Here is a 19,986-nt window from a genome sequence, read left to right on the forward strand (position 1 = left end):
CCTTACAGAAGCCTCCATCACTCTTCTCATACGTTGCGACGCCCATAGTGTTTCAAAGCAACTTCGAGCGATCAATTAAGGAAAAAGAGCCCGCGCAACTTCAGAAGTGGCTCGACGATCGAAAGGCTAAGCGCTGCCGAATTTTTGGCAGGTCGTTAGCTCAGCAGCCAGCAAGCGAATCTGCTAGAGTGCGAGTTCGAGGTAAAGCCATGAGTGACGAGAATCAGCATTGGGTTCCCAAACTTCTCTTAAAGAATTTCGCCGACGAAGACGGTCGCGTCTATTTTCTTGATATTCACAGCGACGAGGTCGGAAAGCGGCCGCCTAGGTTGTTGGCTTCCGAGCCCGGCTTCAACGATTTCGAAATCAACGGAAAACCGATTTCGTTCGAGGGTCTATTCGAGAAGATTGAAACGAGGGTCGCGCCGGTCCTGAAGCGGATCATTGCCACACGCAGCTTAGCCGGGTTGTCTCCAAGGGAGCGCAGCCACGTTGCGCGGTTCGTCGCAGTGCAGAGCTTCCGCACCAAAGCATTTTTTGAAGGGCTAACGAACAAGCCTTTGCGGGCTGACTTCGGTAAGACCTTAAAGATGATGTGGTTCAGCGCGGCAGTGACGGCCAAGCAAATTGCGGAGCGCTATTGGGCGCTGATGGTTATCGAAGGCGCCGAGGCATTCTATCTTGGCGATCATCCCGTCGTGCTTCAGCGAACGCATGACATGCGGGACGGCAGCAACCTTGGATTCGACGTTGAAGGCGTGGAGGCATTCGTCCCACTCTCGCCAAAGTGCGCATTGTGGATGCCTTGTCCGGCGACAGGGCAGGACATCATAGCGCGCTACTTAGCAGCAATACGTCTGCACCGCACTATTCGGCGGACCGTCTTAGCCGGCGTATCCGGTGGGGCCTCTGAGTTGCATGTTGCACAGACGGTCATCCGCGGCACTCATCACATTTACAAAGCCTTTACTGAAGGCGCTCCCATCACAGCCGAGCCGGCTAACGTGGAGAACCTAAACTATCTCCAATGTAGCTGGGCTCACAGCAAGGTGTTTTCGCACCGAAAGGACTTCGCTTTCGCGCGCTACGTCTTCATTAGGACGCCCCAGTATCGCGATCTTGTGCGTACCTCGCTGTTAGAAAAAGGCCGTATCCTTGTGCCGGACAACCAAGACTTTTGAGCCGCAAAAAACGGACAGGCCCCTTCTAGCGCACGGATGAAAGCGCGTTCTTCGCGCCTGTGCGTAGTTCGAAGCAAGCCCGTCTCGGCCGCAACATGGGCCTTTGCCCGAATCCTAGGTCCTGCGCCCGTTGCAAGTGACACGCCTCACATCCACCTCGGGGTCTTCGCCCTAGTCTCCCCCTCACCAACGGGAGACCCAACAATGCGCAAGCTCATCCTGATCACGGTGATGGTGTTGGCTTCCGCGTCCGCGCAGGCCGGCGGCACGCGGAGCTTGTCGATGCGCGGGGGCGAGAGTTCGCCGGCTGTGGCGCCGGTTGCGGCCAAAGCGTCGGACAGGATTGCTCAGGCGCCGGTGGTCGAGCCGCCGCCGCAGCCGCCGGAAACGCCGAAATATGTCGAGCGACCGTCGGCAGTTGCCGCGCCGGCAACTGCGACGACGCCGGCTCCGCCGCCGCAAGCTCAGCCGGCCAAGGTTCAGTCATCATCGGCACGGAATGACGACTATTACGACGACGACAAGCCGTCCTATTCTCACGCATCCGGCAGCGGTCGCTATTCCGGACGCTGGACCGAAGGCCGCATCATCCGCGAATTGCATCGTCACGGGATTTACTGGTGACGCCGAAAGGGACTGTGCTCCCTTGTCGGGCGAGGGTCCATGCGATTTCGGAATATTGGAATAGTGCCGCTGAGTTGCCCGACGTGTCAAGTCACCATCTCGAACGTGTCACCATCTCGAAAGCCGGCAGCCACCGGCTCCTTTGCATGGGGTTGTTTTCGCCATTTTGGCCATGCGTCGTGCCGCAAGCGGGACGCCGGACCGAGGGCCGCGTCATCCGCGAGCTGCATCGCGACTGGATTGACTGCTGACGCTTACAGGCTTGCGCCGTCCAAGATTGAAGGCCCGCGTCGTCAACTCGACCGTCGCGACACGGGCCGAGGCCGACCAGCGTCCCGTGCTGAGTGGTTAGCGGGGCCGTCCTCGCGCGAGGCTGTAGCAGCTGACACTTTTTGATTGTACCGGCATGCTACGGGGAATCGTCCCGCTGCATGAATAGCGGCTATGCGATGCGCCGCGAATCATAACGCACGTTAGAAAGATGTGAGGCGATGCGTCGCAGGTTCTTCGTCATGCGATCATTGTCGCGTCGATCCGTTCGCAAAACGAAAGCGCTCCTGGATCAGATCCAGGAGCGCTTTGTGTTCAGCTTGTCAGTTCCGCGAATTGGCGCGGCTACTGCGCGACGGTCTGGATCACGGAGCTCACCGGGCGGGACGGTGCGCTCGAGACCTTTTCGGTCTTGGCCATCATCGCGTCGTATTCGGGCAGCGTCTCGATCTGGGTCTTCGGCTTCATCCAGACCACCTTGTAGCCGCCGGCCTTCAACAGGCGCAGCAAGGTCGGCAGCGCCTGCGCGGTGTGCTTCTGGAGGTCGTGCATCAGGATGATGCCCTTGTGGTCCTGCGCCTTGTCGAGCCCGGTCATCACGTTCTTGATCACCTCGTCCGAGCTCTTGGACTTGAAGTCGTTGGAATCGACGTCGACCGAGAACATCGCGATGTTGCGGCTGCCGAGATAGGCCGTCGTCGCCGGCGTGTGCACCAGCGCCGGGAAGCGGAAGAACGGGGCCGGATCGGCGCCGAGCGCGACCTTGACGGCGCTGAAGCCCTTCTCGATCTCGTCCTTGGCCATCTGCTCGGTCATCTTCTTGCCGCCGAGATGGGCGTGCGACCAGGTGTGGGCGCCGATGGTGTGGCCGGCGGCCATCACCTGGCGGAGGATGTCCGGGTGATAGGTAGTGTGCAGGCCGATCGGGAAAAACACCGCCTTGGTGCATTCGTCGGCCAGCGCCTTCAGCACCGCGGGCGTGGTCGGCCACGGGCCGTCGTCGAAGGTCAGCACGATCTCGTGGTCGGTGAGGAAGTCGAACTGCTTGTATTGCAGGAAGCCGAAACCAGGTCCGCCGGTGGTGTCGACCACGACGGTGCGGCTGATGCCGAGCGCGTCGGGATTGGCGCATTTAGGCGCGGCGGCGGCGATCGGGGCGGGCATCGGTGCCGGAGCGGCGGCCGGGGTCGGCGCGGCGGCTGCCGCCGGCGTGGCATCGGCACGCTTCGACAGCGCTGCCGTCGTCTGCACGTCGTCCTTCGCGGCCGCCTTGGCCGCGTCGGGAAGCGGATCGGCGGCGCGGGCCGCCATGGTTTGGGGAGCGGTGGCGTCGGCGCGCGGGGAGGAGGTCCAGAACCACACTCCGGCAATCACGACCGCCATGACGACACTGGCCAGCATCAGGCCCAACGGATTACGCATCGCTACACAACTCTCTTGGAACTTAAGGGAACGCCACAGCTGTAACGAGGAATTAGTGCCAACAAGGTCTTAACGCGGTCCCAACAACGCGCCGGGAGGCCAAGAAAAAGCGCGGCTTACGCTTGCGTGACGTCCATCACAGCCGGGCGGCGCGCGTCCGGGCAAGATCGGTCCATTAAACAACGGGCCCGCGATTGGCGCGGTGCCGATGGGAGCCGATCATGACCAACACGTTCAAAAGCCAGATTGCCAAGGCCAGCGTCGCGCTGGCGTTTGCCGCGGCCGTGTCCGCGCTGTCCTCGACCGCAAGCTTCGCGTTCAGCGCTGAAGCGCAGCAGATGTGCACGGGCGATGCGTTCCGCCTGTGCAGCGCCGAGATCCCGAACATCCCGAAGATCACGGCCTGCATGATCAAGCATCGGTCCCAGCTCAGCAGCGGCTGCCGGGTCGTGATGGACCGCGATCTCGCGGCGAAAAAGGTCGCCGCCGAATAATGCACTGCACCAATCGCCGGCGTGCCTGCGGCGACGAGACGCAGGCCAATTCCGGGTCCGGCGCGGGCGGAACCAGCCGTCCGCTCGGCCGTTTCAAGCTTCTTCCGCACGCCGAAAGCGGTATAAGACCGGCGTCGCATTCATTAGAGGCTTTGAGATGACCCGCATCCTGTTCGCCGCCGTTTCGCTGATTCTCCTCACGTCGGGCGCATCGGCGCAGCAACAGCAGGAGCGCTCGGCCTGCACCCGCGATGCCCAGCGGCACTGCCGCCCGGTTCTCAATGACGGCGATGGCGCCGTCCTGGCCTGCCTGCAGCAGCATCGCGGCCAGCTGAGCAAGGGTTGCCAGAAGACGCTGACCGAACACGGGCAGTAGGTTTCTCTCCACCGTCATTCTAGGCTCGCGCTTCGCGCGCCCCGGAATGACGACGGAGCGTTACGTACTGCTCCCCGCCGCAGTCGCCACCACCGGAAGCACCTCATTCGCGGCGCGGTCCGGCGTCTCCTCCTTCCAGCGCACCGAGCCGAACGGCCGCTCCAGCATCCGGCGCACCCGGATCGGCTCCGGGCCGATGTGGAAGTCGGCCGCCTTCTGGTGCAATTCGCGTTCGATCTGGGTGGCGCGGTTGCGCTGGCGCAGGAAGTCGAGCCAGGTCGGGCAGTGGTAGCGCTCGGTCCACAATTCGGGATCGGCGATGTCGCGCGCGAGCGACCAGCCATAGGCGCCGTTGCGCTGGCGCGAGAGCTGCACATCCTGCATCACATTGTGGAAGGCGCGGGCATCGTCCTGCGTCACCCGGTATTCGATCTCCACCACCAGCGGGCCACTGCGGCCGGTGAGCTGCAGCCGCACCTCGGGATCGGCCAGCGCCTCGGCGGCTTCGTTGCGCGCGCCGATCGGCGGCATCCGGAGCCAGATGCCGAGCAGCGGCGACACGAACATCAGTGCGGCGGAGATCAACAGCGCGGTCTCGACGCCGGCCGCGTCGGTGATGCGGCCCCAGCCCCAGCTGCCGATCGCAATGCCGCCGGCGATCGCGGCCTGGAACGCGGCGAGCGAGCGGCCCGCCACCCAGCGCGGCGCCGAGAGCTGCACGCCGATATTGAACAGTGCCACTGCGAGCATCCATGCCGCACCGGCGACAACCAGCGCAGCGGCCGTGATCACCGGCTCCTTGCTCAGGGCGACGCCGGCGATCGCGCCGCCCATCGCCAGCGCGCAGGCGCGGATCGCGGCTTCGCCACTGAGCCGGCTTCTGATCTCGCTGATGTTCAGCGCGCCGACCACCGCGCCCATGCCGAAGGCGCCGAGCATGATGCCGTAGGTCTGCGCGCCGCCATGCAAGAGGTCGCGGGCCACCAGCGGCATCAATGCCGAGACCGAGCCGCCGATGATGCCGGTCACCAGCGTGCGGGTCAGCACGATCTTGATCGACGGCGAATTGGTGATGTAGCGCACGCCGGAGACGATGGCGCGGTTCAGCCGCTCGCGCGGCAGCCGCGACGGTTCGCTGATCCGATTCCACAGGAACAGCACCACGAGCAGCGGCAGATACAGCACCGTGTTGGCCCCGAACGCCGCGACCGCGCCGGCGGATGCGACCACGATGCCGCCGATCGCCGGCCCGAAGCTGCGCGCGATGTTGTAGCTGATGCCGTTGAGCGCCACCGCTGCCGGCAGCGTCTCCGCCGGCACCTGCTCGCTGACCGAGGATTGCCAGGCCGGGCCGAACAGCGCCATGCCGCTGCCGACCACGAAGCACAGCGCCAGCAGGATGTTCGGCGTCACCAGATGCAGCCAGGCCAGCACCGTCAGCGTGGTGGCGCCGGACAGCGCGATCGTGAGCGACACCAGCGCGACGATGCGGCGGTCATGCATGTCGGCGATGGCGCCGGCCGGCATCGAGATCAGCATCACCGGCAGCATCAGGGCGGTCTGCACCAGCGCGACCTTGTCGGCCTCCGGAGTCATCTGCGTCATCGCCCAGGCGGCGCCGACACCCTGGATCAGGATGCCGAGGTTGGAGAGCAGGCTGGCGAGCCAGATTCGCCGGAAAATCGAATGTTTCAGCGGGGCAGTGATACTGTCGGCGCGTCCAGGCGGTTCGGTCATATCCGGTTCCGTTGGGCCTGCTATGGCTGGGTGATGATTCCGGCTACATCAACTGATGCCCGCGAACGGCGGGTGCTGTCCAGCAATACGGCGCCTTTGGCCGCCGTAGGACACAGCTAAAGCACTGAAAGGTTTGGGGAAGGAAACTCATGACGCTGTCGCGGCGGACGATCTTGCAAGGAGCCGGCGCCCTGTCCTTGCTGGCGGGGCGCTGGGGCGCCCCGGCCATGGCGCAGACCGCATCCGCTGCGCCGGCCGGCGACATCTCGCCGATCCTGTTCGTGCACGGCAATGGCGACCACGCGGCGCTCTGGGTGACGACGATCTGGCGGATGGAATCGAACGGCGTGCCGCGCGACCGGCTGTTCGCGATCAACTTCACCGACCCGCTGGCGTGCACTGACGACAAGGTCGAGCAGGCTAACCGCTCCTCGACCGAAGACGCGCGCCGCGAGCTCAGCGAAGCGATTGCGCAATTGAAGCAGCGGACCGGCGCGGCCCGGATCGCGCTGGTCGGCAATTCGCGCGGCGGCAATGCGATCCGCAATTACGTCAAGAACGGTGGTGGCGGCGATGTCAGCCATGCCGTGCTGTGCGGCACGCCCAATCACGGCGTTTATGCCTGGGACGAAGGGCTCGGCAACGAGTTCAACGGCCGCGGCCCGTTCCTGCGCGGCCTCAATGACGGCGACAGCGAGGTCACGGTAGGCACCGCCTTCCTCACGCTGCGCAGTGACGGGCTCGACAAATACGCGCAAGCCGACGGCCGCTTCGTCGGCAAGCCGGGCATGCCGACCAACATCACGGCCGAAGGTCCGGCGCTGAAGGGCGCCACCAATCTGGTGATCGGCGCCGTCGATCACCGCGAGACCGCGTTTCATCCGCGCGCGTTCCGCGAGATCTACAAGTTCATCGCCGGGCGCGAGCCGTCGCGGATCGCGATCGTGCCCGAGACGACCGTGAAGCTGAGCGGCCTCGTCACCGGCATGCCGGGTGGCGTGCCGACCAATCGCCCGGTGTCGGGCGCATCGGTCGATGTCTATCGCGTCTCGCCGGAGAGCGGCGAGCGCATCGGCGAGCGGATTCACGGCTCGCAGACCGGCGCCGATGGCCGCTGGGGACCGGCGCAGGTCGATCCGTCCTGGCCGCTCGAGATCGTGCTGACGTCGCCGGGATGGATGACGACGCATTTCTATCGCTCGCCCTTCCCGCGCTCGTCCGACATCGTGCACCTGCGTCCGACGCGGCCCTTGGCCCTGGCCGATGCGCCCGGCTCGGGTGCGGTCGTCCTGATGTCGCGGCCGCGCGGCTATTTCGGCCTGCCGCGCGATGTCGTGCTGCTCGACGGCAAGGAGCCGACCGACGTGAAGCCGGGCGTGCCGACGGACGCCCTCACGACCTTGCAGCTTCCAGCTACGGAGATCGGCCGCCCCGTGGTCGCGATCTTCAACCAGGAGCGGATCGTGGCGCGGGCCTGGCCGCAGTCGGAGAACCGGATTGCGGTCGCCGAGCTGACTTATTAGCTGTTGTTGGAGCCGCGCGCCTTCATGGCGCCGGGATCGGGTGGCCGGGTCGGGCACGAGCACATCAGGACAAAGCGAGGACCATGAGTATCGCCGAAGTCTACGACATCACGGTCTCGCAGCGGCCCCTGGTGCCGCCAACCCCGCCGCGGGCGCCCGACGACATGACCGCCTTCGGGCGGATGCGGGCGATGCGCCACTCGCCGATCGAGACCTGGGGCCGCCGCGCCTACGAGGAAGACATCATCCAGGGCCGCTTCCTCGGCCGCTCCAGCTTCATCCTCAATACGCCGGATGCGATCCGGCATGTGCTGGTCGACAATTACGAGAATTACACCCGCACGCCCGCCGGCATCCGCGTGCTGCGACCGATGCTCGGCGAAGGGCTGCTGATCTCGGAGGGCCGCGCCTGGAAGCATCAGCGCCGTACGCTGGCGCCGGCGTTCACGCCGCGTGCGGTGGGGACGCTCACGCCCTACATGATCACGGCGATCGACGAGACCATCGCCAAGCTGAAAGCCGCAAGCGGCGATGCGATCGATCTGCGCGAGGCGATGCAGCGCATGACGCTCGAGATCGCCGGCCGCACCATGTTCTCGTTCGGCATGGACCGCCACGGCGCCGCGTTGCGCGACTTCGTGGTGGAGTATGGCGAGACGCTGGCGCGGCCGAGCATGCTGGACCTCGTGCTGCCGCTCGGATGGCCGACCCCGCACGATTTCCGCCGCGCCCGCTTCCGCAAGCGCTGGACCGCCTTCATCGGCCAGCTGATGGCCGAGCGCCGCGCCGCCGGCAAGGACGACAACGCGCCGGCGCGCGACCTGTTCGACCTGATGGGCGCGGCCCGCGATCCCGAGACCGGCGCCGTGTTCACCGATGCTCAGCTCGGCGACCAGGTCGCGACCATGATCCTGGCCGGCCACGAGACCACGGCGACGGCGCTGTTCTGGGCGCTCTATCTGCTGGCGCTGGATCCCGCGACGCAGGAGCAGGTGGCGGCGGAGGTCCGTAGCGTGGGCGCCGCCGGCGCGCTCGATATCGAACGGCTGAAATTCACCCGCGCCGTGATCGACGAGACCATGCGGCTTTATCCGCCGGCATTCCTGATCGCGCGCGCGGCCGCGGGGCCGGACACGATCGCGAACCGTCCGGTCAGGAAGAGTGATGTGATCCTGATCGCGCCGTGGCTGCTGCACCGCCATGAGAAGCTGTGGCGTGATCCCAACGCGTTCGTGCCAGAGCGATTCATGACGGGCACGCCGCCCGATCGCTTTGCCTATCTGCCATTCGGTGTCGGCGCGCGGGTCTGCATCGGGGCGCATTTCGCGCTGGTCGAGGCGACGCTCGCGCTCGCCAGGATCATCGGCGCGTTTCGTGTCGCGCTGGCGGACCGGGATCCGGTGATCCCGATCGGCGTCGTGACCACGCAGCCGAACCGCTCGCCGGTATTTGCGATCAAGTCGAGGTAATCGAAGCTTGGGAATAGAGACTTGCGCCCCGGTCCGGGCGAGCACATTTGAGGCGTCTCATGAGCGACATTCAGGCCCAGATTTCAGTATTGCGGCAGACCGCGGATCCCGCGGTCGCCGTCGCCATCGCCGATCTGATCGAGCACGGCCAGGACCACGAACTCAACCGGGTCAATGCGCTCGACTTCGCCAAGCATAAAGGGTTCGACGAGGAGCGGGTGATCTCCGGCTTCCTGCACGCCTCGCGGCTGGGCCTGTTCGACTTGACCTGGAACGTGCTGTGCCCGGGGTGCGGCGGCGTGCTCGATGCGCATGCGACGCTGAAATCGTTGCGCAGCGACGACTACCAATGCGGCCTCTGTGCCTGCGGCTACGAGGCCTCGGTCGACGAGCAGGTCGAGGTCGCCTTCACGGTCAGTCCGCGGGTCCGCCGCATCGCCGCGCATGACCCGCACACGCTGCCGATCTGGGACTATTTCAAGCAGATCTTCTGGAGCTCCGGCATCGACTTCAACAAGGAGCAGTTCGAAGAATTGTCCCAGGAGGTCGTGCTGGACGCGCTCGAACTGCCCGCCGGCGAGAAGGCGGTGCTGTCGTTGAACCTGCCGAAAGAGTTCATCATCGTGTTCGAGCCGGTGACCCATTCGGCACAGTTCATCGACGTGCAGGGCGAGCCGACCAAGGAACGGCAGCATCTCGCGCTGATGTACAACAAGGTTCATGCGCCGGTCGGCAACATGACGCTGCGGCCCGGCCCGCTGCGGCTGTCGCTCGACAACCAGGCCGGCGTCCGCGTGTTGCCGTCGGTGTTCGTTGCCGCCGATGCGCTGCATCAACTGATCGGCAAGCGCAAGCCGTTCCTCACTGCCAAGCGCATCCTCAGCAACCAGACTTTCCGCGACGTCTACAAGGCCGACAATCTCAATCTCGACCAGCGGCTCAAGATCACGTCGCTGACCTTCCTGTTCACCGACCTGAAGGGCTCGACCGCGCTCTATGAGCGCGTCGGCGACCTTGCCGCCTTCGACCTGGTGCGCGCGCATTTCCACGCGCTGCTCGACATCATCGCCTCCGAGCGCGGCGCCGTGGTGAAGACCATCGGGGATGCCGTGATGGCGACCTTCGTCCTGCCCGAGCATGCGCTCGCGGCGGGCCTGCGCATGCGCGCGGCGATGAAGAACCTCAATGACGAGCGCGGCAAGGAGGACCTGGTGGTCAAGATCGGCATTCACGAGGGTCCCTGCCTCGCCGTGATGCTGAACGAGCGGCAGGATTATTTCGGCCAGACCGTGAATATCGCAGCAAGGGTGCAGAGCCTGTCGACCTCGCAGGAAATCCATCTCACCGGACCGGTGATCGCTTCGCCCGAAGTGACGGGTATTCTGGAGCGTGCCTCGATCAAGCCGATCCAGAAGGAAGCCGCGCTGCGCGGCATCGCCGACAAGATGGTGGTGTACGAGATACCGTAGTACTCCCCCGTCATTGCGAGGAGCGAAGCGAAGCAATCCACGCTTCCGCATGTGCCGGGAGATGGATTGCTTCGCTTCGCTCGCAATGACGGCCAGATTGCCGCAGATTACCCAAACGTAATGCCGCAGCGGGAACCTGCGCGGATTGCGCCGGTTCTGTTTCCGCGCCATATAGATTTCATCAGGCCCATTCCACAGAGAGAGCGATGCTCGACGGACTCCGCCAATTCATTGCCGATATCGTCTCCCCCGACGCACAAGCCGACCGCGCTTTCGACGACGGCGACTATCGCCTGGCCGCAACCGCGCTCCTGGTGCATGTCGTTTCGCTGGACGGCGAGCCGACGCCGGCCGAGACGCGCAAGCTGCACAGCCTGATCGAGAGCCGATTCCAGCTCGATCCCGGTACTGCCGACAAACTGATCGCATCGGCGATGCGGGTCGAGGGCGAGGCGGTCGATCTTTATCACTTCACCAGCGTGATCATGCGCTCGGTGAACGAGGAGGGACGGCTGCGCATCGTCGAGATGATGTGGGAATTGGTCTATGCCGACGGCGAGGTCAGCGAGTTCGAGGACAACGTGGTCTGGCGTGCCGCCGATCTGCTCGGCGTGTCCTCGCGCGACCGCATCGATCTCAAGCATCGCGTCGCCGAGAAGCAGGCGGCGTTGCCGAAAGGCCCCTGGGGCACCGCCGACGCGGCAATCTGACACGCTCTTGGCGCAGCAGCCGCGAACGCACCCCGGATCCGGGATGACCAAATTTTAATGTGCGGCGCGCCCTGCCGCGATTATGGGCGACGGGGCTGAAAAATCGGCGTTTCGTCGCGAAATCTGCGCCGTGCTTCTGCCCAGAAGGTTACACACGGCTTGCGTCCCACCGCATGCCTATGCTCTCGTCGCCGCCGTCGGGGACCTCTTTCGGAATTTGAAATAAGAGTTTGAATCGTGACCGAGCGTGTGACGCTGATAACGGGCGCATCGGCGGGCATCGGCAGCGAGCTGGCGCGGGTGTTTGCATCCAACGGGCACCGTGTGGCGCTGGTGGCGCGGCGTGCCGATCGGCTGCAGGCGCTGGCCGATGAGCTCGGCGCAAAGGGCGGAGCGGCGCCGATCGTGATCCCCTGCGATCTTCAGGCGCTGGATGCCGGCGACACGATTGCCGCGGCTCTTGTCGGGGCCGGGGTCGAGGTCGAATATCTCGTCAACAATGCCGGCTTCGGCCTGTTCGGCCTCGCCGTCAAATGCGACCGCGCCGAGCAGCTCGACATGATCACGGTCAACATCCGCGCGCTGACCGATCTTTCGCTGCGCTTCGCCGACCAGCTGATCCGCAATCGCGGCGGCATCCTCAATCTCGGCTCGATCGCAGGCTTCCTGCCGGGACCCGGCATGGCCGTGTACTACGCCAGCAAGGCCTATGTGCTGTCGTTCTCCGAGGCGTTGCGCTGCGAGCTGGCGCCGCAGGGCGTCCGCGTCACCGTGGTTTGCCCGGGTCCGGTGCCGTCCGAGTTCCAGGCGCGCGCAGGTTTTACGCCCGGATTCGATTCTGCCATCCTCAACGTCGTGCCGGCCGAGGTCGCCCGCCAGGCCTATCGCGGGCTGATGGCCAACAAGCGCGCCGTGCTGCCGGGGGCTTTCATCAAGCTGGTGCCGTTCCTGCTCCGCTTCTTCCCGCGCTCCTTTATCCTGACCGCGGTCGGCGGCTTCCAGCTCCGCAAGCGCTAACCATTGACCCCCGCGCGTGTCGTTAGGGCTGTTTCTGGCCCGCGATTTGCTTTGTTTGGGATGTGCGGCAACTCACACACATGATGTTAACGATCGCTTAGTTATGATTTCGCCTGACGTGCCGAATTCCTGAGCAGAGACAATGTCGTTCCGGTCGACCCCAGCCCGTGTCGTGGTGCCCTTCGCAAGTCCGGGGCCGGACGCGGCCACGCCATCGGAGCAGGCACCGATCCTGATCGTGCTGCATCAGGAGACCTCAACCCCCGGCCGGATCGGCAACGCCCTGCGCGCGCTCGGCCATCCGCTCGACATCCGCCATCCGCGCTTCGGCGATCCGCTGCCCGAGACGCTCGAGGATTACGCCGGCGCGGTGATCTTCGGCGGTCCGATGAGCGCCAACGATCCCGATGATTATGTGAAGCGTGAGATCGACTGGATCGAGATCCCCCTGCGCGAGCAGCGCCCGTTCCTCGGCATCTGCCTCGGCGCCCAGATGCTGGCGAAACAGCTCGGTGCCGAGGTGGCGCCGCACGCGGAAGGCCGCGTCGAGGTCGGCTATTACCCGATCAGGCCAACGGCGGCGGGCCGCGCGCTTTGCCCGCACTGGCCGGCGCGCGTCTATCACTGGCACGGCGAAGGCTTTGCATTGCCCGACGGCGCCGAGCTGCTCGCCGCCGGCGATGATTTTCCGGTGCAGGCATTCCAGTTCGGCAATGCCTTCGGCCTGCAATTCCATCCCGACGTCACTTACGCGATGATGCATCGCTGGACCACGCGCGGTTGCGGGCGGATGGACCAGCCGGGCGCACAGCCGCGCCATCTGCACTTCGCCGAGCGCGCGGTCCACGATGCCGCCGAACGCGCCTGGCTGAAGCATTTCATCGACGGCTGGCTCGCGCGCGCGCCGCAGGCATTGATGCTGCAAGCCGCCGAATAGCCGCCACGCGGAATTTCACGCCGCCTTTTCATTGTCAGCGATGTGCTAGTCTCCGCTGACGCGCGCGGCCTGGTCGCGCGCGTCAAGAACAACAAGGCAAGGGAGACGGCCGTGAGCTACCAGCACATCCTCTATGAGGTCAGCGAGCGGATCGCGACGATCACGCTCAACCGCCCCGACCGCATGAATGCGTGGACCGCGATCATGGAGCGCGATGTGCGCCATGCGATGGAGGCCGCGGCCAATGACGACGATGTCCGCGTCATCGTGCTGACCGGCGCGGGCCGCGGCTTCTGCGCCGGTGCCGACATGGAGGCTTTGCAGGGCATCGATCCCAACGAGGTCAGGCGCGGCGACAGCATTCCGTTCGACATGAACCGTCGCGCCGACTGGCAGACGCGCTATGCCTATTATCCGGCGATCAAGAAGCCCGTGATTGCGATGCTCAACGGCGCCACCGCCGGCATCGGCCTGGTCCATGCGCTCTATTGCGATTTGCGCTTCGCGGCCGATACCGCGGTGTTCACCACCGCCTTCGCCCGGCGCGGCCTGATCGCCGAGCACGGCATCAGCTGGACGTTGCCGCGCATCATAGGCCACGCCAACGCGCTCGATCTGTTGATGTCGGCGCGGCGCGTCTCGGCGGCGGAGGCGCTGCGCATCGGCCTCGTCAACCGGCTGTCTGCGCCGGACAAGCTGCGCGAGGAGACTTACGCCTATGCCCGCGACCTCGCCGATTTCGTTTCGCCGAGCGCCATCGCCGTCATCAAGCGCCAGCTCTACGACACCCCGTTCCAGACGCTGGCCGAAGCCACCATCGACGCCAACCGCGAGATGCAGATCGCGCTGAAGGGAAATGATTTCAGGGAAGGGGTGGCAAGCTTCGTGGAGAAGCGGCCGCCGCGGTTTACGGGGACGTGAGGGGCTGTTTGGGTTTGCTGAACCGGTCCGTCTTCGCCCTTTGGGCTTCGCCGGACACCACGCTTCGCCCTCCGGGCAACTCTCGTGGCTGCGCCACGCGTAGGTCGTAGGCGATGGATGAGAGGGGTTTGCTGAACCGGTCCGTCTTCGCCCTTCGGGCTACGCCGGACACCACGCTTCACCCTCCGGGCAACTCGTGGCTGCGCCACGCGTAGCCCGAAGGGCGAAGCGTGGTGGAGCCAGGCGGGATCGAACCGCCGACCTCGTCATTGCGAACGACGCGCTCTCCCAGCTGAGCTATGGCCCCATCGTGGCCGGGTGCTGAGTGTCCCGACCGGCAGCAGGGCGCCATTTACAGTGCCGCCCAAGGTCAAGTCAAGAACGGTGAAACCGCGGGTTTGAGGCTTTTTGGCCGGGAACTTCCCTTGTTTGCAGGGGGATGAACCGATATCTAGCAGGCTGTCCTCCCTGCGAGCCCCCACCATATGCGCGCCGTTCTCGACATCGTCATCATCGTCCTCGACCTCTACACATGGCTCTTGATCGCGTCCGCCATTCTGTCCTGGCTGATCGCCTTCAACGTCGTCAACACGCGCAACCAGTTCGTCGCGGCGGTGGCCGAGTTCCTGTACCGGATCACCGAGCCGGTGCTGCGCCCGATCCGCAACGTGATGCCGAATCTCGGCGGGCTCGACATCTCGCCGATCATCGTGATCCTGCTGATCATGTTTATCGAGCGGGTGATCATGTATTACATCTATCCCAACGTCATCTGACGCTCGTTGATGGACCCTTCGCGATGGACCCTTGGCGCTATTCCACCGAGGGCATCAGCATCGCGTTGCGCGTGACGCCGCGCGGCGGCCGTGACGAGATCGACGGCGTCGAGACGCTGGCCAACGGCCGCTCGGTGGTGAAGATTCGGGTCCGCGCCATTGCCGAGGGCGGCGAGGCCAACCGCGCGGTGACCGAGCTGCTGGCGAAGGCGCTCGGCGTGCCGAAGGTCAGGGTGAAGATCGTGTCCGGCGTCACCTCACGCCTCAAGCAGGTGGCGATCGACGGCGACCCGAAGGGGCTGGGCGAGACCTTGAAGCGGCTGACCGCCACGCGAACGACCGAGGACTGACATGACTGCCCGCATCATCGACGGAAAAGCCATCGCCGCCGAGCTTCGTGCCCGCGTCGCCGACGAAGTCGCCCGCGTCCAGCGCGACCATGCGCTGACCCCCGGGCTCGCGGTCGTGCTGGTGGGTAACGATCCCGCCAGCGAGGTCTATGTCCGCAGCAAGCACACCCAGACCCAGGCCGCCGGCATGGCCTCGTTCGAGCACAAGCTGCCGGCGGATGTTTCGCAGGCCGACCTGTTGGCGCTGATCGCGCGGCTCAACCGCGATCCGCTGGTGCACGGCATTCTGGTGCAGCTGCCGCTGCCGAAATCGCTGCACACCGAGACCATCATCAATGCGATCGATCCGGCCAAGGACGTCGACGGCCTGCATCCGAGCAATGCCGGCCGGCTCGCCGGCGGCCTTGCCGCGCTGTCGCCCTGCACGCCGCTCGGCTGCATCATCCTGACCAAGAGCGTGCATGCCTCGCTCGAGGGCATGAATGCGATCGTGATCGGCCGCTCCAATCTGGTCGGCCGACCGCTGGTGCAATTGCTGCTGAACGAGAACGCGACGGTGACGATCGCGCATTCGCGCTCGCGCGATCTGCCGAAGCTCTGTGCGCAGGCCGACCTGGTCTATGCCGCGGTCGGCAAGCCCGAGATGGTGCGCGGTGACTGGCTGAAGCCGGGCGCGACCGTGATCGATGTCGGCATCAACCGTATCCCGGTCGAGGGCGGCAAGCCGAAGCTGGTCGGCGACGTCGCGTTCCAGGAGGCGCTCGCCGTTGCCGGCGCGATCACGCCGGTGCCGGGCGGCGTCGGCCAGATGACGGTGGCGTGCCTCTTGGTGAACACGCTGCGCGCGGCCTGCGCGATCGCCGGCCTGCCGGCACCGGCGGTGTAGTCCAGCGCCGGCGTTCCGGGGCGCGTCGAAGACGCGAACCCGGAACCTCGAAGTTGTGGCGCGAGATTCCGGGTTCTCGCTTCGCGAGCCCCGGAATGACGACTACGTCGTCACTTCTGCTTCTTGTCCCGCTCGATCCCTTCCAGGATCAGCTTGCACGCCTCCTCGGCGTCGCCCCAGCGGAGGATCTTCACCCACTTGCCCTTCTCGAGATCCTTGTAATGCTCGAAGAAGTGCTGGATCTGGTCCAGCGTGATCTGGGGAAGGTCGCTGTAGTTCTTCACCTTGTCGTAGCGCTGGGTGAGCTTCGACGAGGGCACCGCGATGATCTTCTCGTCGCCGCCGGCCTCGTCTTCCATCAGGAGCACGCCGACCGGGCGGACGCTCATGACGGCGCCGGGGATGATCGCGCGGGTGTTGATGATCAGCACGTCGCAGGGGTCGCCGTCGCCCGACAGCGTGTGCGGGATGAAGCCGTAATTGCCGGGATAGCGCATCGGCGTGTAGAGGAAGCGGTCTACCACCAGCGTGCCGGCCTCCTTGTCCATCTCGTATTTGATGGGCTCGCCGCCAACGGGCACCTCGATGATGACGTTGACGTCGTGGGGCGGGTTCTTTCCGGTCGATATGGCGTCGATACGCATGGATTGCTCCGCGTGGCCTTTAGGGAGTGGGCGGTGATGGGATTTTCTTGTTTGGCGCCGTCACGGCGCGAAGCCGTATGGTTGCCCGAGCCTGATGCCGGGCGGGGCATCGCGTGAAGCGCTCAGGCTGGTCTAGCCTTGCTGCGGGCGCGAGAGAAGCGGGATTTTCAGTTCGTCCAGGCGAAAGCGACCTTGTCGAGCGACTTCGGCCCGAACCGCTCCGACGAGCGCGCCACCATGCGGCCGCCCAGCGCACGATAGAACTCGGTCGCCGCCTCGTTGTCGGAGAGCGCCCAGATCACCATGCTCTTCAGGCCGCTCTGCACCAGGTCGCGGCGCGCCGCGGTGAACAGCCGCCGGCCGAAGCCGAGGCCCTGGAATTCCGGCCGCAGATAGAGCTCGTAGATCTCGCCTTCGAAGTGCAGGCTGCGGGCGCGGTTGCGGCCGTAATTGGCGTAGCCCGCGATCTTGTCGCCGAACACCAGCACGCTGACGCGGCTGCCCTTGCGGATCGCGCTGTCCCACCATTGCGGGCCGCGGCGGTTGATCAGCTTCTCGAGTTCGGCGCCGGGGATGATGCCCTGATACGCCGAGCGCCAGGCCTCGTCATGGGTGCACGCCACCGCAGTTGCATCTGCAGCTTTGGCCGGCCGGACTTCGATCAGCGTTGTGCTCATGGCCATTATCAAAGCAAGTCGGACGGCCGCCTTCAAGGTCCATCGTTAATTATCGGTTAACCTGTGGATTTTCTGCATCAGTGTGGTGAAAAATTGTACCGAAAAAGGACAGGACGCCGTCCGGCACGGCATGGTCTGTGGGCAAGATCCGGAGCAGGGCATGGACTTGCCGTGGTTTATGACAACGCCCATGTCCGGGCGGGTGTCCCGAGATGTGATTCGTCGCCGGAGCGAGCGAGACAATGACGCTCTACTTGCTGGTCAAATATCTCCATGTGCTCGGCGCCATCGTGATCCTCGGCACCGGGACCGGCATCGCCTTCTTCATGCTGATGGCGCATCGCACGCATGACGCGGCCTTCATCGCGCGCACTGCGGCGACCGTCGTGATCGCGGACATGGTCTTCACGTTGTCGGCGGTGCTGCTGCAACCGGTCAGTGGCGGGCTGTTGATAATGCTGTCGTCGACCAGTCTCACGGAGCGCTGGCTGCTGGTCTCGCTCGCGCTCTACGCCGTGGCGGGCGCGTTCTGGATCCCCGTCGTCTTCATGCAGATCGAGATGCGCGATCTCGCGCGCGCCGCGGCGGAGAAAAATCACGCCCTGCCGCCGCGCTATTTTGCGCTCTTCCGCCGCTGGTTGCTGTTCGGTATTCCCGGCTTCGGCTCGGTCATGATCATCCTGTGGCTGATGATCGCGAAGCCTTTCTAGGACCCCCAATGGGCGAAGCATCACGCAACATCGTCGTGCTCGGCGCGTCCGGCCTGATCGGCCGCACCCTCACCGACGATCTGCGCGGACGCGGTTTCCATGTGATCGGGATCGCACGGCAATTCTCGCTTGCGCAGAAGGTCAGCGCGTTCGACCTCGAGCTGCCGGTGATGTCGATGGATGCGGCAGCGCTGGCGCAGCTGCTTCGCGCCCGCAGCGCCGACGTCGTCGTCAACTGCCTCGGCGTGCTGCAGGACGGCCCGGGCAGCGACACCAGCGCGGTGCATCGCGATTTCGTGGCGCGGCTCATTGAGGCGATCCGCGGCAGCGAGCGCGCCGTCCGTCTCGTCCAGATCTCGATTCCCGGCGCAGCCAACGAGGATCGCACCGCCTTCTCGACCACCAAACGCGAGGCCGAGCGGTTGATCGCGGCCTCCGGCATCGCGCATGCGATCCTGCGTCCGGGCTTCGTCGTCGCGCCCTCGGTCTATGGCGGCAGCGCCATGCTGCGCGCGCTGGCGGCGCTGCCGGTCGGTTTGCCGGCCGATGAGGCCGCGACGCCGTTCCAGCCGGTGGCCGTCGAGGACATCGCCGCAACGATCGCGTCGCTGGCCGAGCGGGACATCACCGATGAGAGCGTGCACGCCGTGACCTGGGACCTGATGCAGAAGCAGCCGGTCTCGCTCGGCGGCGTGATCGATCAGTTCCGCTGGTCGTTCGGCACGGCCAGGCAGATGCGGATCACCTCGCCCGGCTTCCTGATCGATCTCGGCGCGCGGCTCGGCGATCTCTCGACCCATCTCGGCTGGATGCCGCCGCTGCGTTCGACCGCGATCGCCGAGCTGCGCCGCGGCGTCACCGGCGATCCAGCAGCCTGGATGGAGGCGACCGGCATCGTGCCGAAGACCATCGCGCAAGCGATCGGCGAGGGTCCCGCGACCATTCAGGACAAATGGTTCGCGCGGCTGTTCCTGATCAAGGCGTTGATCCTCGCAAGCCTGGTGCTGTTCTGGGTCGCCTCCGGCTTCATCGCGCTTTTCATCTCCTATCACGCCGCCGCCGGCATCCTGCGTGCGCACAACTTTCCGCCGGCGCTGGTCGGCCCCATCACGGTGCTGACCAGCCTGATGGACATGAGCATCGGCGTGCTGATTGCCTTCCGACGCACCGCCGCCTTGGGCCTCGTCGCCGGCATCATCGCCTCGCTCGGCTACATGGTGGGGTCGGCGATCCTGACTCCGGAGCTCTGGATCGAGCCGCTCGGCGCGCTGGTCAAGACGGGACCGGCGATCGTCCTGATGCTGGTCGCGCTGCTGATATTGGACAACCGATGACCGCGTGGCCCGACGACGATGTGATCCTCTATGACGGCGTCTGCATCTTCTGCTCACGCTGGGTCCGCTTCGTCGTGGCGCGCGACACGGCACGCCGTTTCCGCTTCACGCCGATCCAGTCCGACTACGGCACGCGTCTGGCGACGACTTTTGGCATCGACCCCGACGACCCCGACACCAACGCGGTGGTCCATGGCGGCGTCGCGTGGCTCAAATCCGATGCGGCTCTGACGGTGCTGGGCCATCTACCCGGATGGGGCTGGACGCGTGCGCTGTCCGCTGTGCCGAAGCCGCTGCGAGATGCAGTCTACAGCGTGATCGCGCGCAATCGGTACAAGATATTCGGGAAGTACGAGACGTGCTTCGTGCCGGATGCCGACATGCGGGCGCGGGTGCTGGAATAAGCCGTGACTGGCCTTCTCGAGTAAGATGAGGTTAAACTCACTCCACAAGAGTGGA

The 19,986-nt window shown here is 65.2% G+C and carries 21 protein-coding genes and 1 tRNA gene; 17 read left to right on the plus strand and 5 right to left on the minus strand.

Annotated elements, in window-relative coordinates; genetic code table 11:
• Positions 1-209: 209 nt before the first annotated feature.
• Positions 210-1,181, plus strand: coding sequence for a DUF4238 domain-containing protein (locus IC762_RS01340; RefSeq protein WP_195786872.1), 972 nt, complete (start codon positions 210-212; stop codon positions 1,179-1,181).
• Positions 1,182-1,385: 204 nt separating this feature from the next.
• Positions 1,386-1,805 carry a hypothetical protein gene (locus IC762_RS01345; RefSeq protein WP_195786873.1) on the plus strand — a complete coding sequence of 140 codons (420 nt, stop codon included), beginning with the start codon at positions 1,386-1,388 and terminating at the stop codon, positions 1,803-1,805.
• Between the two features lie 615 nt (positions 1,806-2,420).
• Here IC762_RS01345 and IC762_RS01350 read toward each other — a convergent pair.
• On the minus strand, positions 2,421-3,497 hold the full coding sequence (locus tag IC762_RS01350) for a polysaccharide deacetylase family protein (protein WP_195786874.1): 1,077 nt from the start codon (positions 3,495-3,497) through the stop codon (positions 2,421-2,423).
• Between the two features lie 221 nt (positions 3,498-3,718).
• Here IC762_RS01350 and IC762_RS01355 point away from each other — a divergent pair, with 221 nt between their 5' ends.
• Together IC762_RS01355 and IC762_RS01360 are read left to right on the plus strand one after the other, a co-directional pair.
• Positions 3,719-3,991, plus strand: coding sequence for a hypothetical protein (locus IC762_RS01355; protein WP_195786875.1), 273 nt, complete (start codon positions 3,719-3,721; stop codon positions 3,989-3,991).
• A gap of 157 nt (positions 3,992-4,148) precedes the next feature.
• Positions 4,149-4,367 (plus strand): cysteine rich repeat-containing protein, encoded by a 219-nt coding sequence (locus IC762_RS01360; RefSeq protein ID WP_195786876.1) that lies wholly within the window; start codon positions 4,149-4,151, stop codon positions 4,365-4,367.
• 60 nt (positions 4,368-4,427) lie between these two features.
• Here IC762_RS01360 and IC762_RS01365 read toward each other — a convergent pair whose 3' ends face one another.
• A complete protein-coding gene (locus IC762_RS01365) occupies positions 4,428-6,104 on the minus strand; it encodes an MFS transporter (RefSeq protein ID WP_195786877.1) in 1,677 nt (558 codons plus the stop codon).
• A 149-nt stretch (positions 6,105-6,253) separates the two neighbouring features.
• Between IC762_RS01365 and IC762_RS01370 the strand changes: the two genes are divergently transcribed.
• The 7 genes from IC762_RS01370 (at position 6,254) to IC762_RS01400 (ending at position 14,150) form a co-directional block, all read left to right on the plus strand.
• Positions 6,254-7,627: a hydrolase gene (locus tag IC762_RS01370; protein ID WP_195786878.1), complete on the plus strand. Its 1,374-nt coding sequence runs from the start codon at positions 6,254-6,256 to the stop codon at positions 7,625-7,627.
• A gap of 83 nt (positions 7,628-7,710) precedes the next feature.
• Complete coding sequence (locus IC762_RS01375; protein WP_195786879.1) at positions 7,711-9,096, plus strand: cytochrome P450; 1,386 nt, start codon at positions 7,711-7,713, stop codon at positions 9,094-9,096.
• A 59-nt stretch (positions 9,097-9,155) separates the two neighbouring features.
• Entirely contained in the window at positions 9,156-10,565 is a 1,410-nt protein-coding gene (locus IC762_RS01380) for an adenylate/guanylate cyclase domain-containing protein (RefSeq protein WP_195786880.1), read from the plus strand.
• A gap of 206 nt (positions 10,566-10,771) precedes the next feature.
• A complete protein-coding gene (locus IC762_RS01385) occupies positions 10,772-11,275 on the plus strand; it encodes a TerB family tellurite resistance protein (RefSeq protein WP_195786881.1) in 504 nt (167 codons plus the stop codon).
• Positions 11,276-11,512: 237 nt separating this feature from the next.
• On the plus strand, positions 11,513-12,292 hold the full coding sequence (locus IC762_RS01390; RefSeq protein WP_195786882.1) for an SDR family NAD(P)-dependent oxidoreductase: 780 nt from the start codon (positions 11,513-11,515) through the stop codon (positions 12,290-12,292).
• A gap of 142 nt (positions 12,293-12,434) precedes the next feature.
• Positions 12,435-13,229: a glutamine amidotransferase gene (locus IC762_RS01395; protein WP_195786883.1), complete on the plus strand. Its 795-nt coding sequence runs from the start codon at positions 12,435-12,437 to the stop codon at positions 13,227-13,229.
• A 111-nt stretch (positions 13,230-13,340) separates the two neighbouring features.
• Positions 13,341-14,150, plus strand: coding sequence for an enoyl-CoA hydratase (locus IC762_RS01400; RefSeq protein ID WP_195786884.1), 810 nt, complete (start codon positions 13,341-13,343; stop codon positions 14,148-14,150).
• 231 nt (positions 14,151-14,381) lie between these two features.
• On the opposite strand, the gene IC762_RS01405 is transcribed toward IC762_RS01400, so the two are convergent.
• Positions 14,382-14,457, minus strand: a tRNA-Ala gene (locus tag IC762_RS01405).
• 178 nt (positions 14,458-14,635) lie between these two features.
• Between IC762_RS01405 and IC762_RS01410 the strand changes: the two genes are divergently transcribed.
• The 3 genes from IC762_RS01410 to folD are packed head-to-tail and all read left to right on the plus strand — an operon-like array spanning position 14,636 to position 16,162.
• On the plus strand, positions 14,636-14,926 hold the full coding sequence (locus IC762_RS01410; RefSeq protein ID WP_195786885.1) for a YggT family protein: 291 nt from the start codon (positions 14,636-14,638) through the stop codon (positions 14,924-14,926).
• A 23-nt stretch (positions 14,927-14,949) separates the two neighbouring features.
• Positions 14,950-15,276: a DUF167 domain-containing protein gene (locus tag IC762_RS01415; RefSeq protein WP_195786886.1), complete on the plus strand. Its 327-nt coding sequence runs from the start codon at positions 14,950-14,952 to the stop codon at positions 15,274-15,276.
• A 1-nt stretch (position 15,277) separates the two neighbouring features.
• Entirely contained in the window at positions 15,278-16,162 is an 885-nt protein-coding gene (gene folD / locus IC762_RS01420; RefSeq protein WP_195786887.1) for a bifunctional methylenetetrahydrofolate dehydrogenase/methenyltetrahydrofolate cyclohydrolase FolD, read from the plus strand.
• 110 nt (positions 16,163-16,272) lie between these two features.
• On the opposite strand, the gene ppa is transcribed toward folD, so the two are convergent.
• Both ppa and IC762_RS01430 read right to left on the minus strand, forming a co-directional pair.
• Complete coding sequence (ppa, locus tag IC762_RS01425) at positions 16,273-16,806, minus strand: inorganic diphosphatase (protein ID WP_195786888.1); 534 nt, start codon at positions 16,804-16,806, stop codon at positions 16,273-16,275.
• 167 nt (positions 16,807-16,973) lie between these two features.
• Positions 16,974-17,483: a GNAT family N-acetyltransferase gene (locus IC762_RS01430; protein WP_195786889.1), complete on the minus strand. Its 510-nt coding sequence runs from the start codon at positions 17,481-17,483 to the stop codon at positions 16,974-16,976.
• A gap of 242 nt (positions 17,484-17,725) precedes the next feature.
• Between IC762_RS01430 and IC762_RS01435 the strand changes: the two genes are divergently transcribed.
• Genes IC762_RS01435 through IC762_RS01445 form a run of 3 tightly spaced genes read left to right on the plus strand, consistent with a single transcriptional unit; the run spans position 17,726 to position 19,931 of the window.
• Entirely contained in the window at positions 17,726-18,193 is a 468-nt protein-coding gene (locus IC762_RS01435; protein ID WP_195786890.1) for a DUF2269 family protein, read from the plus strand.
• An 8-nt stretch (positions 18,194-18,201) separates the two neighbouring features.
• On the plus strand, positions 18,202-19,527 hold the full coding sequence (locus IC762_RS01440) for an SDR family oxidoreductase (RefSeq protein ID WP_195786891.1): 1,326 nt from the start codon (positions 18,202-18,204) through the stop codon (positions 19,525-19,527).
• Complete coding sequence (locus IC762_RS01445) at positions 19,524-19,931, plus strand: thiol-disulfide oxidoreductase DCC family protein (RefSeq protein WP_195786892.1); 408 nt, start codon at positions 19,524-19,526, stop codon at positions 19,929-19,931. Before IC762_RS01440 ends, IC762_RS01445 begins: the two co-directional genes overlap by 4 nt.
• The last annotated feature ends 55 nt before the right edge of the window (positions 19,932-19,986 follow it).

This window comes from Bradyrhizobium genosp. L (assembly GCF_015624485.1).
Lineage (GTDB): Bacteria > Pseudomonadota > Alphaproteobacteria > Rhizobiales > Xanthobacteraceae > Bradyrhizobium.

Excerpts from the sequence above, each read along its gene's own strand:
- IC762_RS01360 (WP_195786876.1), top strand. The coding sequence starts at position 4,149 with ATGACCCGCATCCTGTTCGCCGCCGTTTCGCTGATTCTCCTCACGTCG.
- IC762_RS01410 (WP_195786885.1), top strand. The coding sequence starts at position 14,636 with ATGCGCGCCGTTCTCGACATCGTCATCATCGTCCTCGACCTCTACACA.
- IC762_RS01365 (WP_195786877.1), bottom strand. The coding sequence starts at position 6,104 with ATGACCGAACCGCCTGGACGCGCCGACAGTATCACTGCCCCGCTGAAA.
- IC762_RS01440 (WP_195786891.1), top strand. The coding sequence starts at position 18,202 with ATGGGCGAAGCATCACGCAACATCGTCGTGCTCGGCGCGTCCGGCCTG.
- IC762_RS01345 (WP_195786873.1), top strand. The coding sequence starts at position 1,386 with ATGCGCAAGCTCATCCTGATCACGGTGATGGTGTTGGCTTCCGCGTCC.
- IC762_RS01340 (WP_195786872.1), top strand. The coding sequence starts at position 210 with ATGAGTGACGAGAATCAGCATTGGGTTCCCAAACTTCTCTTAAAGAAT.
- IC762_RS01375 (WP_195786879.1), top strand. The coding sequence starts at position 7,711 with ATGAGTATCGCCGAAGTCTACGACATCACGGTCTCGCAGCGGCCCCTG.
- IC762_RS01435 (WP_195786890.1), top strand. The coding sequence starts at position 17,726 with ATGACGCTCTACTTGCTGGTCAAATATCTCCATGTGCTCGGCGCCATC.
- IC762_RS01395 (WP_195786883.1), top strand. The coding sequence starts at position 12,435 with ATGTCGTTCCGGTCGACCCCAGCCCGTGTCGTGGTGCCCTTCGCAAGT.
- IC762_RS01370 (WP_195786878.1), top strand. The coding sequence starts at position 6,254 with ATGACGCTGTCGCGGCGGACGATCTTGCAAGGAGCCGGCGCCCTGTCC.
- folD (WP_195786887.1), top strand. The coding sequence starts at position 15,278 with ATGACTGCCCGCATCATCGACGGAAAAGCCATCGCCGCCGAGCTTCGT.
- ppa (WP_195786888.1), bottom strand. The coding sequence starts at position 16,806 with ATGCGTATCGACGCCATATCGACCGGAAAGAACCCGCCCCACGACGTC.
- IC762_RS01350 (WP_195786874.1), bottom strand. The coding sequence starts at position 3,497 with ATGCGTAATCCGTTGGGCCTGATGCTGGCCAGTGTCGTCATGGCGGTC.
- IC762_RS01430 (WP_195786889.1), bottom strand. The coding sequence starts at position 17,483 with ATGAGCACAACGCTGATCGAAGTCCGGCCGGCCAAAGCTGCAGATGCA.
- IC762_RS01355 (WP_195786875.1), top strand. The coding sequence starts at position 3,719 with ATGACCAACACGTTCAAAAGCCAGATTGCCAAGGCCAGCGTCGCGCTG.
- IC762_RS01380 (WP_195786880.1), top strand. The coding sequence starts at position 9,156 with ATGAGCGACATTCAGGCCCAGATTTCAGTATTGCGGCAGACCGCGGAT.
- IC762_RS01385 (WP_195786881.1), top strand. The coding sequence starts at position 10,772 with ATGCTCGACGGACTCCGCCAATTCATTGCCGATATCGTCTCCCCCGAC.
- IC762_RS01445 (WP_195786892.1), top strand. The coding sequence starts at position 19,524 with ATGACCGCGTGGCCCGACGACGATGTGATCCTCTATGACGGCGTCTGC.
- IC762_RS01415 (WP_195786886.1), top strand. The coding sequence starts at position 14,950 with ATGGACCCTTGGCGCTATTCCACCGAGGGCATCAGCATCGCGTTGCGC.